Here is a 14620-nt window from a genome sequence, read left to right as displayed (position 1 = left end):
ATAAATGACCTGCCCTGTGCACAAAAAGTGGACGGGTAGAGAAGGCGAAATCAGGGCGCCAGCAGCTCGTCGAGGCTGGCCGCCACGTGGTTCGCGAACAGCTCGGCCGCGGGGCTCGGCGGCTGTGCGGCGCGGGTTTCGAGCGTGAGCGTCTGGGCGCGCAGCGCGGCGTCGCGCAACGGAACGAAGACCAGCGAGCCTTCCTGCCGCTCCTCGTCGACGTCGAGCCGGTTGAGCAGCGTGATGCCGCCGCCCTGGCGCACCAGCCGGCGCATGAGCGCGGTGGAGGTGGTCTCGATCACCGGCGAGGCGCTGATCCCAGAGAGCCCGAAGGCCGCATCGAGGATGGGCCGGATCGACAGCGAAGGCGCCGGCAGGATCAGCGGATAGCCGACGCACTCGGCCAGTACCGTCGTCGCATGCGCGGTCAGCGGGTGGCCGGGCGGCACCACCGCGCCGATCGGCCACTCGCTGGCGAACAGCGTGCGAAAGCCCGCGGTGCCGGGCACGTCGTAGGCCAGCGCCAGGTCGGCATCGCCCTCGCTCACGCTGCGCAGCACCGCCGCGATCGGCAGGCCGAGCAGCTTGAGCTGGATGCCGGGGTGCGCCTCGCGAAAGCGCTGCACCACGGCCGGCAGGAAGGCGTCGGCCAGGCCGGCGGTGGTGGCGAGCGTGACCTCGCCCTGGCGCAGTCCGCGCACGGCCTCGATGCGCTGGCGCACCAGGTCGAACTCGTGCAGCGTGCCGCGCGCGTGGGCCAGCACGATCTCGCCCACGGGCGTGAGCTTCAGCGTGTTGTGGATGCGCTCGAAGAGCGGGGCGCCCAGCTCTTCCTCGAGGTTGAGGATCTGCCGGTTGACCGCCGTGGGCACCACATGCAGCTGCTCGGCCGCCTTGCGGATCGAGCCCGCGCGAACCACCTCGACGAAATAGCGAATGACCTTGGCGTGCATGTTTCCCCTCGCGCCGCCGGGGCGCGGGGCGAATCATGCATGCCGCATCAGAGGTCGGGCAAGCCCATGGCCGGGTCGCTGGCCGTCGTGCCCGCCGGTTGCCATGCGATGCACGACGCGCGTTGCCTTCGTCAGGTCACCGTGAAGTCCACGGGCCCGGCCAGAAAGCCATAGCCGTCCTTGGCCAGGAACCATGCCTTGTAGGTACCGGCGTTGAGCTTGTCCGTCCCCATCGTTATTTGGCCCTTGGCGTTGGGTGCGTATTGCCAGGCCAGGGAGGGTGATACAGGTGCCGCAAGGGATGACGAGAAGACACCGATCCAGTTCTTCGCGTCGACGTCCTTGTCCGGCACGCTGTAGCTGAAATCGAGGGTGCTTCCCTTGGTGATGCTGGCTTTCAGGGCCTTCAGCGTCGCGCGCTGCGGCGCTGGAATCACCGCAGGCGGCTCCAGTCCCAGCTTGGGGTCGGACTTGCTCGGCTTGCCGTTCTCGACATGCCCTGCGAAGCGCCGGAGAAAGCTGTCGTCGATGTCGGCGGTGACGGACAGGTCGTACCAACCGTCGCTCGCGCTCAGGTCCCAATAGTCGTCGATGCTGGCACCGGCACCCAGGGTGAAGTTGCGGGAGGCTGCGCTGCCGTAGCTGTTGGCCACCGTCATGCGGCACGACGCATTGCCCGAATTCCTTAGCGTCAACCGGATGTTGCGATTGGTGATGTCGTAGCAGGCCGCCACTTCGGGATTGGCGTAGGCCACGCCGGCCGTGGTCGACATGTCGCCGACGAACCGGCGCAGGAAGCCGTTGGCGCCGTAGACGCTAAGGTCGTAGATGCCTTTCGTGACGTCTTTCGTGGCGACGGTGCTCCAGTAGTCGGAGAGCTTTTTCCCCGTTCCGACGGTGTACACCCATGGGCCGTCCGTGCCGTTTCCGGTGTAGACATGGAACGCCGCGGTCGCGCCGCCGGTGTTTCCGAAGTCGAGCCAGAACTTGCTGGCAGAAACGTCGCTGCGGCCGTGCACGAACAATTCGTAGGGGACCGGGCGCGCGGGGCGCTGGCCGGGTTCCTGTCGCGGCAGCTTCTGCTCGTCGGGGACTTGCGCCGTGTAGTAGCTGCGGTTCGTCGTGGGCGGCTCGTAGCCGATGGTGGCCGGGAACGTCGCAGCCATCGAATCCGGGGCGGCGAAATCGAACGCCGAAGTCAGATCGCCGCAGACGGCACGACGCCAGGGCGAGATGTTGTCTTCACGGACGCCGAACCGGGCTTCGATGAAGCGAACGAGCGAGGTGTGGTCGAACACTTGGGAATTGACCCAGCCACCCTTGGACCAGGGCGAAATCACCAGCATCGGAACCCGCACACCGAGGCCGAATGGAAGCCCGTCGGTGTGGTACTCGTTGGCGATGCTGACCGTAGACAGGCCCTGGTTGTTCGAGAAAGGCGCGAAGGGCGTCGGTGTGTGGTCGAACCACCCGCCGTCCTCGTCGTAGGTGACGAACAGCGCGGTCTTGCTCCACACCTCCGGATTGGAGGTCAGCGCCTGCAGGACATGGTCGATGTACCAGGCACCGCCGTTTGCCGGCCAGTTGGGATGCTCCGTGTAGGCTTCGGGCGCTGCGATCCACGACACCTGCGGCAGCGTGTTGTTGGCGACGTCGGCCTTGAGTTGGTCGAAGAGGGTTCCGCTCCTGGCGATTTCGGTTCCGGTGCGCGCCTTGTCGTACAGCGCATCCCCCGGCTTGGCAGCACGGTATTGCTTGAAATAGAGCAACGAGTTGTCGCCGTAGTTGCCGATGTAGGGCTTGCTGCCATTCCAGCCCCAACCCCCGCCTGCATCGAGCCCGCCCCCGATATCCTGGTAGACCTTCCAGGAGATCCTTGCCGCCTCGAGTCGCTCGGGGTAGGTTGTCCAGCTGTAGTTGCCCGTCTCGCCGTTCGAGATGTCGGGGCCGCCTGTGGCGCCGCCGGTGCCGTCGTTGCCGCAACAGCCGCTGAACATGTAGTATCGATTGGGATCGGTGGGGCCCAGCAGGGAGCAGTGGTAGCCGTCGCAGATCGTGAAGGCATCCGCCAGCGCGTAGTGGAAGGGGATGTCCTCGCGCGTCATGTGAACCATGGTCTGGATGCCTTTGGCCGGGATCCACGCGTCGTGGCGCCCCTTGTTCCATGCCTGGTGTCCACCGTTCCAGTTGTGATTCAGGTCGTCGATGAACTTGAACCCCAGATCGCCGACGCCCGGGTGATAGGGCAGGACATAGCTGCCGGACTCGTCGGGCTGATACCAGATGGGCCTGCCGTTGGGCAGCGCGATCGGTCGGGGGTCACCGAAGCCGCGCACGCCTTTGAGGGTGCCGAAGTAGTGGTCGAACGAACGGTTCTCCTGCATGAGGATCACGATGTGCTCGATGTCCTGGATGGTGCCGGTCTTGTTGTTGGCGGGAATGGCGAGCGCGCGGCGAATGCTCGGCGGGAGGACGTTGATCGCGGTGGCGGCAAGGCCGGTGGTGGCGGCACCCGTGAGGAATTTGCGACGGGAAGTCATGGTGGGGTGGGGGGTCCTGGCGATGTGGCGGTGGCGTCAGCGGCGTCGGGCGACGCTCACGGCGCGCAGCGCATCTCGGACTTGACACTCGTGTCGGGCGGGGTGGTTGCCGTGGGGGGCGGTGTGGTCGCTGGCGTGCCACCGAAGAAGCCGCCACCACCACCACCACCACCACCGCAGGCCGAGAGCGCGCATGCCAGGAGCAGCACGGGCGCAAGCCCCGTGTGCGGGAAAGGAACTCGCATGGGTTGGTCCTCTGTGATGTCGTTCTGGAGGGCGTGCGACAGGTGTGCATGCCCGAGCCACAAGACTAGGGAGAACCCGTGACCGACTTGTTAACTTGCGGTGACGCTATGAAGTCGGCCGCGTGACAATGCGGCGCCATGCGATGGCACAAGAAACCATGGAAGATGGGCGCGGTGCGGCCTGATGCCAGGTTCAGCCGCCGCGTTCAGGACTCGTTGCTGATCCCGCTGCTCACATGCCCCGCCGGCACATGCCGCGAAGCCGCATCGACGTGCCCGGTCTGGTCGTCGAAAAAGAAATCAGGCTCGAACTCGCGCAGGAACTCGCCCTTGGGCAGGCCGCCGAGGAACATGGCCTCGTCGACGCGGATGTTCCACTTCATCAGCGTGCGGATCGCGCGCTCGTGCGCCGGGGCGCTGCGCGCGGTGACCAGCGCTGTGCGGATGCGCATCTGCGCGTTGCCGGCCATCTGCAGGCGGTGCAATGCCATCAGCAGCGGCTTGAACGGGCCTTCGGGCAGGGGCAGGTCGGCCTTGCTGGTTTCATGCGCCTGGAAAGCGTCGAGGCCCTCGGCCTGGAACACGCGCTCGGCCTCGTCGGAGAACAGCACCGCGTCGCCGTCGAAGGCAATGCGCACTTCGTTCGGCCATGCATCGCTGGCCTTCACCGATTCGACCAGCACGCGCGCGGCCGGGAAGCCGGCGTTGAGCGCCTCGCGCACGTCCTGAGCGTTGACCGAAAGGAACAGGTGCGCGCGCAGCGGGCGCAGGTAGCCGAAAGGCGGGCGGCCCTGCGTGAACACGCCGCGCTGCAGCCGGATGTCGGCCGCCGCGCTCGACTTGAAGATGCGCATGCCCGAGACCGGGTCGTTGCGCGACAGGATCACCACCTCGACGCGCTGCACGCCGTCTTCGTTGAAGCGCAGCAGCTTGCGGATCAGCGAGTAGGCGATGCCCGGCGCGGCCGGCACGTCGATGCGGTCGAGCTGCAGCTTCATGTAGCCCTCGTTGTCCCCGGCCTCGAAGACCTTGTTTTCTTCTTCGAGGTTGAACAGGGCGCGCGAGGAGATCGCGACCACGAGCTTGTCTTCGAGGGTTACGGGCATGGTGCGTACGTCCTGCTTGGCGGCAGCCGTCACTTGACGAACTGGTTGAGCTGGATGATAGGCAGCATCACGGCCAGCACGATCAGCATCACTACGCCGCCCATTGCCACGATGAGCAAGGGCTCGAGGATGGTGGCGAGATGCATCGCGCGGCGCTGCACTTCGGCGCCGAGCTGGTTGGCGGCGCGCTGCAGCATCAGCGGCAGCGTGCCGGTCTGCTCGCCGAGGCGCGCGAACATCGACACCAGGCCGGGAAAGCGTTTCTTCTGTGCCAGCGCCGAGGCCAGCGGCGCACCTTCGCGCACCAGCACCAGCGCGTCGAGCGCGTCGGCGCGCATCGCGCGGTTGCCCAGCGTCTCGGAGGCCGCCTGCAGCGCGCGCAGGATCGGCACGCCGGCCGTGGCCAGCATGGCGAGCGTGCTCGCGAAGCGAGCCGCGTTGTAGCCGCGCGCGAGTTTGCCCACCAGCGGCAGCTTCAGCCACATCGCGTCGAACTTCAGGCGCAGGGCTTCCTGCGCCAGCGCCAGCCGTGCACCGATACCGGCGAGGATCACGGCGGCCAGCATCCACCAGCCGTAGTTGCGCACGCCGGCACTCAGCGAAAGCATCACGGTGGTGAGAAATGGCAGCGAGCGCTTGGTGCCCGCGAACACCTGAGCCACCTGCGGCACCACATAACTCACGAGGAAGATCACGATCACGATCGCCACCAGCGTGACGATGGCCGGGTACAGCGCTGCGCCGATCAGCTTCTGCTGCAGCGCCTGGCGTTCCTCGAGGTCGTCGGCGAGGCGGTCGAGCACGAGGCCCAGGTTGCCGCTCTGCTCTCCGGCGCCGATCACGGCCGTGTAGATGGGCGAGAACTCGCGCGGATGCGCCGATAGCGCGCGCGCGAACGGTGAGCCCGCGTTGACTTCGGCGCGCAGCGACGCGACGAGGTTGCGTTGCGGCTCCGATTCGGCTTCGTCGGTGAGCGCCGTGAGCGCGCGCTCCAGCGGCAGGCCCGAAGAGACGAGGCCCGCGAGCTGCCGCGTCCACACCGCAAGGCCGGTCGAATTGAAGACGCGCTTGCCGCCACCCAGCCAGCGGGAGAGCACGCTGCGCTGGCCGGTGCCGTTGACGTGATCGCTGCCGACCGGCTTGACCGACAGCGGAATGAGCGACTGCGCCCGCAGCAGGCTGCGCGCGCTGCGTGCGGTGTCGGCCTCGAGCACGCCTTCGCGCGACTGGCCGCTGGCATCGATGGCTTCGAAGGAATAGGCGGGCATGGGCGGGGCCGGGGTGCGTGGCCGGCTAGTCGCGGGTCACGCGCAGCAACTCGGCACGCGAGGTGATGCCGGCCTGCACCAGGCGTTCGCCGTCCTCGCGCATCAGGCGCAGGCCGCCGCGCGCGCCTGCCTGCAGCAGTTCGCTCTCGGCCGCCTTGCTGTGGATCAGGCCCTGCACGGTCTCGTCCGCCACCAGCAGCTCGAAGATGCCGGTGCGACCCTGGTAGCCGGTCTGGCCGCAGGCTTCGCAGCCCGCTCCACCGCACGAGGTGCACACCTTGCGCACGAGCCGCTGCGCGAGCACGCCCAGCAGCGAAGAGCTGAGAAGAAAGGGCTCCACGCCCATGTCGGTCAGGCGCGTGACGGCGCTGACGGAGTCGTTCGTGTGCAGCGTGGCGAGCACCAGGTGGCCGGTCAGCGAGGCCTGGATGGCGATCTGGGCGGTCTCGAAGTCGCGGATTTCGCCGATCATGATCACGTCCGGGTCTTGCCGCAGGATCGCGCGCAGGGCCTTGGCGAAGGTGAGTTCGATCTTGGCGTTGATCTGCGTCTGGCCCACGCCCGGCAACTCGTATTCGATGGGGTCTTCCACCGTCATGATGTTGCTGCGGCTCGCGTCGAGCCGGGCCAGCGCGGCATACAGCGTGGTGGTCTTGCCCGAGCCGGTCGGGCCGGTTACCAAGATGATGCCGTGCGGCTGCGCGATGAGTTTCTCGAAGCGGTTCAGCGTGTCGCCCTGCATGCCCACCGATTCGAGCGTGAGCTTCGATTCGCTCTTGTCCAGCAGGCGCAGCACCGCGCGCTCGCCGTGCGCGCTCGGCAGCGTCGACACCCGCACGTCGACCGCGCGCGTTCCGATGCGCAGCGAGATGCGCCCGTCCTGCGGCAGCCGCTTCTCGGAGATGTCGAGGTCGGCCATGATCTTCAGGCGCGAGATCAGTGCGGCGTGCAGCGCGCGGTTGGGCTGCACCACCTCGCGCAGCGTGCCGTCGATGCGAAAGCGCACGGACGAGGTGCGCTCGTAGGGCTCGATGTGGATGTCGCTGGCGCCATCGCGCGCGGCCTGCGTGAGCAGCGCGTTCAGCATCCGGATGATGGGCGCGTCGCCCGCGCTTTCCAGCAGGTCTTCGACAGCCGGCAGCTCCTGCATCATGCGCGAGAGGTCGGCGTCGCTCTGCACCTCGCTCACCACCGCTGCGGCGCTCGACTCGCCCTGCGCATAGGCCGCGCTGATGCGCTGCGCCAGCGGGCCGTCAGCCAGCACCTCGAAGACCCGCACGCCGTACTTGCGGGACACCTCGCCGACCGCGCTGCGCGCCGGGTGGCTCGACATCCACAGCGTGTAGCGGCCGTCGTCGGTCTCCTCGAGCAACAGCTGCTGGCTGCGTGCGAAGGCGTAGGGCAGGGGGTAGCGCATGGACATCAGGACAGTATCAAGGCAGTTCGCGCGAGGTCACCGGGTCTGCGGTGGGGGGCAGGGCGCCGCGCAGGGGGCTTGGCGCCAGCTTGCGGCTGTCCACGGCGGGCTGCGGCGGCGGGATGAGCTGGGTGCCTTCCATGCGGGTGCTGCCGCTGCGGCTGGGCGCGCGCGTCAGCGGTTGTTCGGGCAGCACGGGGGCGGCGTCCACATTGCGCAGCATGATGTTGTCGGTATTCGGCTGAACCCGCTGCTGCATGCCGCGGATCTCGTCGTAGCGGTCGACGGCGAAGGCCTCGGTCGCGGCACCGTCGCGCATCACCGCGGGGCGCAGGAACATCATGAGGTTGTTCTTCGCGCGCGTGCGGTTCTCGTTCTTGAACAGGTTGCCGATCACCGGAATGTCGCCGGCCAGCGGCACTTTCTCGATGTTGTTGTTGTAGGTGTCCGACAGCAGGCCGCCCAGCATGACGAGGCCACCGTCTTCCACCAGCACGCTCGATTCGATGGAGCGCTTGTTGGTGGTGGGGCCGTTGGCGTTGGCCAGGGTGGCCGGGTCGACGGTGGAGGTTTCCTGGAAGATCGTCATCCTCACGGTGCCGTTCTCGTTGATCGTCGGGCGCACGCGCAGGGTGAGGCCGACGTCCTTGCGCTCGACGGTGGTGAACGGATTGACGCCCACCGAGCCCGAGGTGCTGGCGTACGAGCCGGTCGGGAAGGGAACGTTCTGGCCGATGACGATCTTGGCTTCCTCGTTGTCCAGCGTCAGCAGGTTGGGCGTGGAGAGGATGTTGGCGTCGCCGTCGCTGCTGAAGAAGTTGGCGATGGCACCCAGGACGTACTGGCCGCCGATCTTGCCGGCAATGCCCAGGTTGAGGCCGGGCTGGATCGACCCCGCCAGGCCGGCGGCATTGCGCGTGGCCAGCGCCTGAGTCAGGGCCAGGATGTTCGTCTTGTTGAGGCTGGAGTTGGTGCCGATGACGGCGTTGTTGCCCAGCGCGCTTTGCCACTGCACGCCGAAGTTGGCCGCCTTGGTGGCGTTGACCTCGACGATCAGCGCTTCGATCATGACCTGCGCGCGGCGGCCGTCGAGCCTGTCGATCACCGCGCGCATCTGCCGGTATTGCGGCTCGGGCGCGGTGATGATCAGTGAATTGGTCGACGGGTCGGCCTGGATCTGGCCGCCGGTGGAGGGCTGGTTCGCGTTGTTGAGCGGCGCGTTGGCGGCAGCCGAGCCGCCGCCCTGGCTGCCGCTGTTCAGGTTGACTTGCATGGCCTGCGGAGCACTCTGCTGCGGTGTGCCACCGCCCGTGGCGCCCGGCGTGCCGGGTGTGATGCTCTGCTGGTTCGCCGCCATCGCGGCGCGCAGCGTGGCCGCGAGGCGCACCGCGTCGGCGTTCTTCAGGTAGACCACGTAGATGTTGCCGGCCGCGCCGTTGCTGCTCTCGGCGGCGGGCCGGTCGAGCTTCTCGACCAGCGTGCGAACCAGCGCCACGCGCGCCGGGTTGGCGGCGCGCAGGATCAGCGAGTTGCTGCGCGGATCGGCCATGAGCGTGGTGCGGAACGAGGCATCCGCCGCGCCCGGCGCCGCGGCGCCCGGGGCGCCGGCACTGCCGCCGTCGACCAGCCGCTGCACCAGCGGCACCATGTCGGTGGCGACCGAGTGCTTGAGCTGGATGACCTCGATGTCGGAAGCGTTCGGCACGTCGAGCGACGCGATGATGCGCGCCAGCCGGCGCATGTTGTCGGCGTAGTCGGTGATCACGAGCGAGTTGTTGCCCGGGTTCACGTTGATGGTGTTGTTCGGCGGGATCAGCGGGCGCAGCACCGGCAGCAGGTTGTTCGGCGACTCGTAGTTGAGCCGGAAGATCTGCGTGACGATCTGGTTGCTGCCGCTCGAAGCCGTGGCGCTGATGGATGTGTTGACGGTGCTGCTCTGCAGCTTGGCGTCGGCCTCGGGCACCACCTTGTAGAGGCCGTCGGCCTCCACCACCGCGAAGCCCTGCAGGCGCAGCGCCGAGGCGAACTGGTTGAAGGCGGCCGCCGGCTGGATCGCGCGGTCGGTGACCAGATTCATCGTGCCCTTCACGCGCGGGTCGACCACCACGTCGCGGCCGGTGACCACCGCCATGGTGCGGGCCACGGCCTCGATGTCGGCGTTGGAGAAGTTCAGCGTGATCGGCTCGCCGCGGCGCGGCGCGTCGCCGGTCTGCGCGAACGCGGCGGGCGCGCCCTGCAGGAACGTGGCGGCGATCAGCACGCGCACGGCGAGCGCGACGGTGCCGGTCGAAAACAGTGGCTTCATCATGAGGATCAACCCAGGGTGATGATCGAACGCGCGTTCTCGCGCCGTCCGATGATGTTCAACAAATTGGAAAGTGCGTCTTCGCGGCCGGGTGCGGCACTGGCTTCGCCGTTGAAGCGGAAGGAAGTGCCGTTCCAGCTGCCGCTGCCGTTCAGCTCGAGGCTGCCCTCGCGCGTGCTCAGGAGCAGCGTGGGGCGGCTGCCGCCTTCGAGCGTGAGCCGGTAGCTGCCCATCGGCCGCAGGGTCGACAGGCTGGAGGAAACGTCGGTGGCGTCGAGCGTGGCCTGCCCGGCGATGCGCAGCGCCGGGCCGTCCCACTGCATCGAGAAGGCCTTGGTCGTGAGGTCGAGCGCGCCTTCGAGCTTGAGCGTGTTCCATGGCGCGCCCAGGCCCGTGAGCAGGGTGGCAGGCCAGCGCGAGCGGCTGTCCTGCCAGGCGAGCTGCATGCCGCCAGCGCGCGGACTGGCCTTGAGTTCGAGCGGCTGCGCGGCGCAGCACGACAGGTCGAGGCTGGCGGAGATGCCGCTGAAGCCGGGGCGCATGCGCCAGTGCACCAGGCCGGGCAGCGACACGGCCTGCGTGCCGCCCGCGCCGCTGGCGAGGACCACGGCGGCCGTGCCGTTCCAGACGGTGCCGCGCGGGTTGGCCAGCACGAGGCGGCCCTGGCTCCAGCTCGACAGCGCTGCCGACAGCCAGCGCGCCGGCGCGAACAGCACCACTGCCAGCAGCACGCCGGCGGCGGCGCCGAGCAGCGCCCAGCGCCAGCCGCGGGGTGGTCGGGGTCCTGGAGTCGGTGGGCGGTTCAGCATGGGGGCTTGCTGTTCATCGCGCTGCCGGCAGCGCCATCACGACGGTGCCGTCCCAGCGGACCTGCGGCGTCTTCGGAGCGTCCTTCGCGCCGGGCGATGCCGGAGGCGGCGTCGAGGCCGGTGCGCGGGTCAGGTGGACTTCGCGGGGCACCGCGTGCGCATTGCCGCGGGCCTGGCCGAGCCATTGGGCGACGGTGGCTGCGGGCGCGGCGCGCAGCGACACGGTGGCAGCGCCGTCGCCGCCTGCCGCGATGAGCTGCGCGTTGCCGGTGCCCAGGCTTTCGCGCACGGAGGTCTCGAGCGCACGCAGCGCATCGTCGCGGTTCAGCCGCGGCTGCGACTGCAGTGCCTTTGCGCGGGCCTGCAAGGTGGCCATCTGCTGCAGTTGCGCATCGAGCCGCGCATGCTCGGCCTGCGCCGCTGACAGCGTGCGCAGCGCAGGTGCGAGCGCGATCCACCACAGCAGGGCCAGCGCCACGAGCGCGGCGGCGGCGTAGACCATGCGGCGCTCGCGCGCTTCCAGTGTGGCCCAGCGGGCCTTGAGCTCTTCGCTGAAATTCATCGGTTGGCCTCGGCCTGTACCAGCAGGAGGTCGCCTTCGGTGCGGACGTTGTAGCCACGCGGCGACATCGCGCCGGTGATCTGGGAAACCTCGGAGGGCTGCAGGCCGAGCCCGCGCAGGCGCAGCTGGCCGGCGCTGTAGTCGACGGCGCTCGGCACCTTGCCGGGCGGGAGGACGGCGGCGAGTGCGCCGACCATGGGTTCGAAGTCGCTGTTCGCCACGTCGCCCACGGCCTGCTGCAGCGAGGCGACTTCGCGCTGCATCTGCAGCGGCGCGTCGACGACGATCTTCACCGAGGGGAAGGTCTCGGTCAGCATCGTCTTGGCTGCCTGGCGCTTCGATTCGAGCGCGTTGCGTTCCTTCCAGGCCCAGGCGTTGAGGCCGATCAGTTGCGTGAGCAGCAGCGCGACCACGCCCCAGCGCGCGGCGCGCCACTCGGGCGCATAGCGCAGCGTTTGCACCACCGACGCGAATTTCTTGCCGGCGCGCGCGCGGCCGGTTGCCGCGAGATCGAACTGCGCGAGCTCCCATGGCGTGCGCGCCGCCTGCAGCCAGCGCTGCGGTGATTGCACGATGGGCACGCGGCGCTGGAGCAATTGCTCGGCCGCTTCGGCCACTGCCGGTTCGGTGGTGATGACGGCGGTGTCCAGCGGCAGGCTGCCCGACAGGGCCAGCCCCGCACCAGCCAGCGGCAGCGAGACCACGCCGTCGGCATCGCACACCGTGAGCTGCGGCGCCTCGGGTTCACCTGTGACCAGCAGCAGCGGTGGGCCGTCGGCCGGCTGAGGCGCGAATTCGGGAACGATGCGCACCACGCGCCGGCCGGTCGCCTCGAGCCCCTGAACGACGCTGCGAAGCCAGATGCGGTTGCAGGCCGCGACCCACACGGGTGCACCGGCCTTTGCATCGGGTTCGAGCGCGAAGTGCAGGGCTTCGGGATCGTCGAGCAGGTGTTCCTCGAGCAAGCCGTCGAGCACTGCGCGCAGCTTCGACGCGCTGCCCATGCTGCCCTTGGGCAGCGTGACGCGGTGCCACGAGAGCGCGGCCGAAGGAATGCCGAGCATGACCTCCGTGCTCGAGGGCAGCAGCGCCAGCAACGCCCGGCCCTGGTTGCGCAATGCAATGCCGTCGTCGCCTGCCTGGGCCCAGTCGTACTCACCCGCGGCATCGGCCGGAGGGAGGGGGGCAATGAGCAGCAGGGGAGTCATGTGGATCTTGGAAAAGCCGGTGATTGTAGGTGTGCGTCCGACAGGGCGGCGCTCTGTTTTCGATAGCGTGTAGCGCAGGGGTGACGCGCTTTGGAAGGCTTTTTGGCTACAAATGGTGCATCGAAATCAGGGTTTGACCGTAGTGTTCGTTGCGCCGGCGCCGCGCGTGCGCCAGATCGTCGTCACCGTGACACCGCTTCGCTGTAGAAGCGAGCGCTCTTCCACGTAGGTGCGATCGAGCCGCAGCCTGCCGTAGACCTCGAAGAACTGCGTGCCCACGCCGTGCTGGGCCGCATTGAAGGGCGCGGTGCCGCTGGGCAGCGCGGCATTGGCGGCGGCGATGTCCTTGAAGAAGGTGCGCGAGCGGCGGTCCACCAGCTGGCGCGCGCTGGCGATGTTGAGCGACTCCATGCTGGCGCTGATGGCTTCGGCACTTGCGGTGTTGAGGTTGAGCGTGGTCTTCACCGGCAGGATCGTCACGTACGGTTCGAGCGCCGCGGCCGTGGAAGGCGAAAGGCCGAGCCACACCAGCTGCGAGACCTGCTGCGGCATCAGCGGCGCGGCGCTCGGATCGCTGCCTCCGCCATCGTCGGTCGAGGCACCTGTGGCAAGGGCCGCCGCAAGGCCCGTGGTCATGCGGCTGAGTTCGGACACGGGCAGCCCCAGCAGGTTGAACAGCCGGGTGAAGGTGGCGACGCCCGCGGGCGACGGCTTGCCGTTGTCGACCAGCGCGAGCACGTTGAGCTTGGACTGTGCATCGACGATGCGGCCCGAGAGGAACGCATCGGGCAGCCCTTCGAGGTTGTCGCTCGACACGTTCTTTTCGGCAGAGAGAAAGCTCGTGAGCCGCGCTTCCTCCAGCGGCACCGCCCAGGGCTCGCCGAGATGGTCGGGACCGCCGGCGCGACCGTCTTCCCCGAGGATCAGGCGGGACCAGTCGAGCGCGCCGATCAGCACCCAGGCCGCCTGCACGCGCGCGCGCTCGGCGCCCTCAACCTCGGCCGAGCGCCATTGCTGCCACAGTGCCGCGGCGGCGAAGGTGGCCACGAGCATCACCGTCAGCATCGCGGCGAGCAGGGCGGCGCCCGACTGGTGCTTCTTCTTGTGCGGCGCGGTCATGACGATTTCGGCGCCCCCACGGTCGGCTTGACCCAGTCGCGCGTGAGCGTGCCCGAGAGGCCTTCGCCCGGCGGCAGCGTGATGACGAGGCGCACGCCGTCGGGCATGGCGACGACAGGGCCCGCGGGGTTGTTCGGGTTGGCCGGGGTGATTGGCAACTGGCTTGCCGGCACCCAGCTGTTGTCGCGGAAGAAAAAGATCTGCCAGCTGTTGGCCGGCACCAGCGCCACATCGCTGTAGCCGCCATTCGCGCCAGCGCCGCCGTCCTGCGCCCAGGCGGCTGCGAGGTTCCAGGCCTGCTGCCATTCGCCGCGCGTGGTGAACGGCAGCGATTGCCAACGCCGCCAGCGCACGCCGTCGGGGCCGGACTTCAGCGTCCAGGCCACTACCTGTACCGAAGGCGCCGTGTCGTCGCTGCCGCGTCGCGTGAGCCGCAGCACCCGGCCGTCCCAGTCGACAGGGCGCGTCTGCGCGAGCGTGGTCACAGCGTCGAGATCGGCGCCCCACTGCGCGAGCGTGGCCTGCAGCGTGAGCACGGCGTCGGCGCGCTGCTGGTTCTGCGTGGTGGCGCGCGACATGCTCTCGAGCCCGCGCCAGCTGATGAGCGAAAGCAGCGCCATTACCGCGATGGCGACGAGCAACTCGATCAGCGTGAAGCCGCGAGCGGCGCGGATGCCGGTGGGGTGCCGCATCGGCATCAGTACCTCCCCACCACGGTGGAGATGCGCAGGATGGGCGAGTCGGCCTCGTCGCGCACCTGCACGTCGACGCGCCGGAAGTTCGGGTTCAGCGTGGGGATGGTCGAAGTGGTCACGTTGAACGAGACGCCGGCCTGCAGGCAGATCGATCCCGAGTCGCCGATCGCGGGCATCTGCCGCGACAAGCGGGCCTTGGCGAGTTCGTTCTCGGCGCACAGGTCGGCCAGCACGAGGTCGGACTGGCGCTGCGCATTGCGCGTGAGCGACATGGTGGCCTGCGAACCCGCGGCCAGTGCGATGGCGACGATGCCGAGCGCGATCAGCACTTCGATCAGCGTGAAGCCACCGATGCGCGAGGGCGAAGCATGAGGGCGTCGTCGTGCGCTCATT

General features: G+C 68.5%; 13 protein-coding genes. All 13 read right to left on the bottom strand.

What is annotated here, in order from left to right:
* Positions 1 to 50: 50 nt before the first annotated feature.
* Positions 51 to 953, bottom strand: a complete 903-nt coding sequence (locus EJO71_RS07800; protein ID WP_125948540.1) for a LysR substrate-binding domain-containing protein — start codon at positions 951 to 953, stop codon at positions 51 to 53.
* A gap of 131 nt (positions 954 to 1084) precedes the next feature.
* Positions 1085 to 3493 (bottom strand): phospholipase C, phosphocholine-specific, encoded by a 2409-nt coding sequence (locus EJO71_RS07795; RefSeq protein WP_125948541.1) that lies wholly within the window; start codon positions 3491 to 3493, stop codon positions 1085 to 1087.
* 56 nt (positions 3494 to 3549) lie between these two features.
* Positions 3550 to 3738, bottom strand: coding sequence for a hypothetical protein (locus EJO71_RS07790; RefSeq protein WP_125948542.1), 189 nt, complete (start codon positions 3736 to 3738; stop codon positions 3550 to 3552).
* Between the two features lie 206 nt (positions 3739 to 3944).
* Complete coding sequence (locus EJO71_RS07785; RefSeq protein ID WP_125948543.1) at positions 3945 to 4844, bottom strand: 5'-nucleotidase; 900 nt, start codon at positions 4842 to 4844, stop codon at positions 3945 to 3947.
* Positions 4845 to 4873: 29 nt separating this feature from the next.
* Positions 4874 to 6112: a type II secretion system inner membrane protein GspF gene (gene gspF, locus EJO71_RS07780; RefSeq protein WP_125948544.1), complete on the bottom strand. Its 1239-nt coding sequence runs from the start codon at positions 6110 to 6112 to the stop codon at positions 4874 to 4876.
* A gap of 25 nt (positions 6113 to 6137) precedes the next feature.
* Positions 6138 to 7529 carry an ATPase, T2SS/T4P/T4SS family gene (locus tag EJO71_RS07775; RefSeq protein WP_125948659.1) on the bottom strand — a complete coding sequence of 464 codons (1392 nt, stop codon included), beginning with the start codon at positions 7527 to 7529 and terminating at the stop codon, positions 6138 to 6140.
* A gap of 16 nt (positions 7530 to 7545) precedes the next feature.
* The gene (gene gspD / locus EJO71_RS07770) at positions 7546 to 9837 is read right to left on the bottom strand and encodes a type II secretion system secretin GspD (protein ID WP_125948545.1); all 2292 of its coding nucleotides are present in this window, start codon (positions 9835 to 9837) and stop codon (positions 7546 to 7548) included.
* A 5-nt stretch (positions 9838 to 9842) separates the two neighbouring features.
* A complete protein-coding gene (gene gspN / locus EJO71_RS07765; RefSeq protein WP_125948546.1) occupies positions 9843 to 10643 on the bottom strand; it encodes a type II secretion system protein N in 801 nt (266 codons plus the stop codon).
* A gap of 13 nt (positions 10644 to 10656) precedes the next feature.
* The gene (gspM, locus tag EJO71_RS07760; RefSeq protein WP_125948547.1) at positions 10657 to 11205 is read right to left on the bottom strand and encodes a type II secretion system protein GspM; all 549 of its coding nucleotides are present in this window, start codon (positions 11203 to 11205) and stop codon (positions 10657 to 10659) included.
* The gene (gene gspL / locus EJO71_RS07755; RefSeq protein WP_125948548.1) at positions 11202 to 12413 is read right to left on the bottom strand and encodes a type II secretion system protein GspL; all 1212 of its coding nucleotides are present in this window, start codon (positions 12411 to 12413) and stop codon (positions 11202 to 11204) included. The genes gspM and gspL overlap by 4 nt, the downstream gene beginning before the upstream one ends.
* Positions 12414 to 12539: 126 nt before the next feature.
* The gene (gspK, locus tag EJO71_RS07750; RefSeq protein ID WP_125948549.1) at positions 12540 to 13532 is read right to left on the bottom strand and encodes a type II secretion system minor pseudopilin GspK; all 993 of its coding nucleotides are present in this window, start codon (positions 13530 to 13532) and stop codon (positions 12540 to 12542) included.
* Positions 13529 to 14224 (bottom strand): prepilin-type N-terminal cleavage/methylation domain-containing protein, encoded by a 696-nt coding sequence (locus EJO71_RS07745; protein WP_125948660.1) that lies wholly within the window; start codon positions 14222 to 14224, stop codon positions 13529 to 13531. The genes gspK and EJO71_RS07745 overlap by 4 nt, the downstream gene beginning before the upstream one ends.
* A 5-nt stretch (positions 14225 to 14229) precedes the next feature.
* The gene (gene gspI, locus EJO71_RS07740; RefSeq protein WP_125948550.1) at positions 14230 to 14619 is read right to left on the bottom strand and encodes a type II secretion system minor pseudopilin GspI; all 390 of its coding nucleotides are present in this window, start codon (positions 14617 to 14619) and stop codon (positions 14230 to 14232) included.
* Position 14620 lies beyond the last annotated feature (1 nt).

This window comes from Variovorax sp. 679 (genome assembly GCF_003952185.1).
In the GTDB taxonomy this organism is placed as follows: Bacteria; Pseudomonadota; Gammaproteobacteria; order Burkholderiales; family Burkholderiaceae_C; genus Variovorax.
Note: the sequence above shows the minus strand (reverse complement) of the source record. Positions and strands in the feature narration are given on the sequence as shown.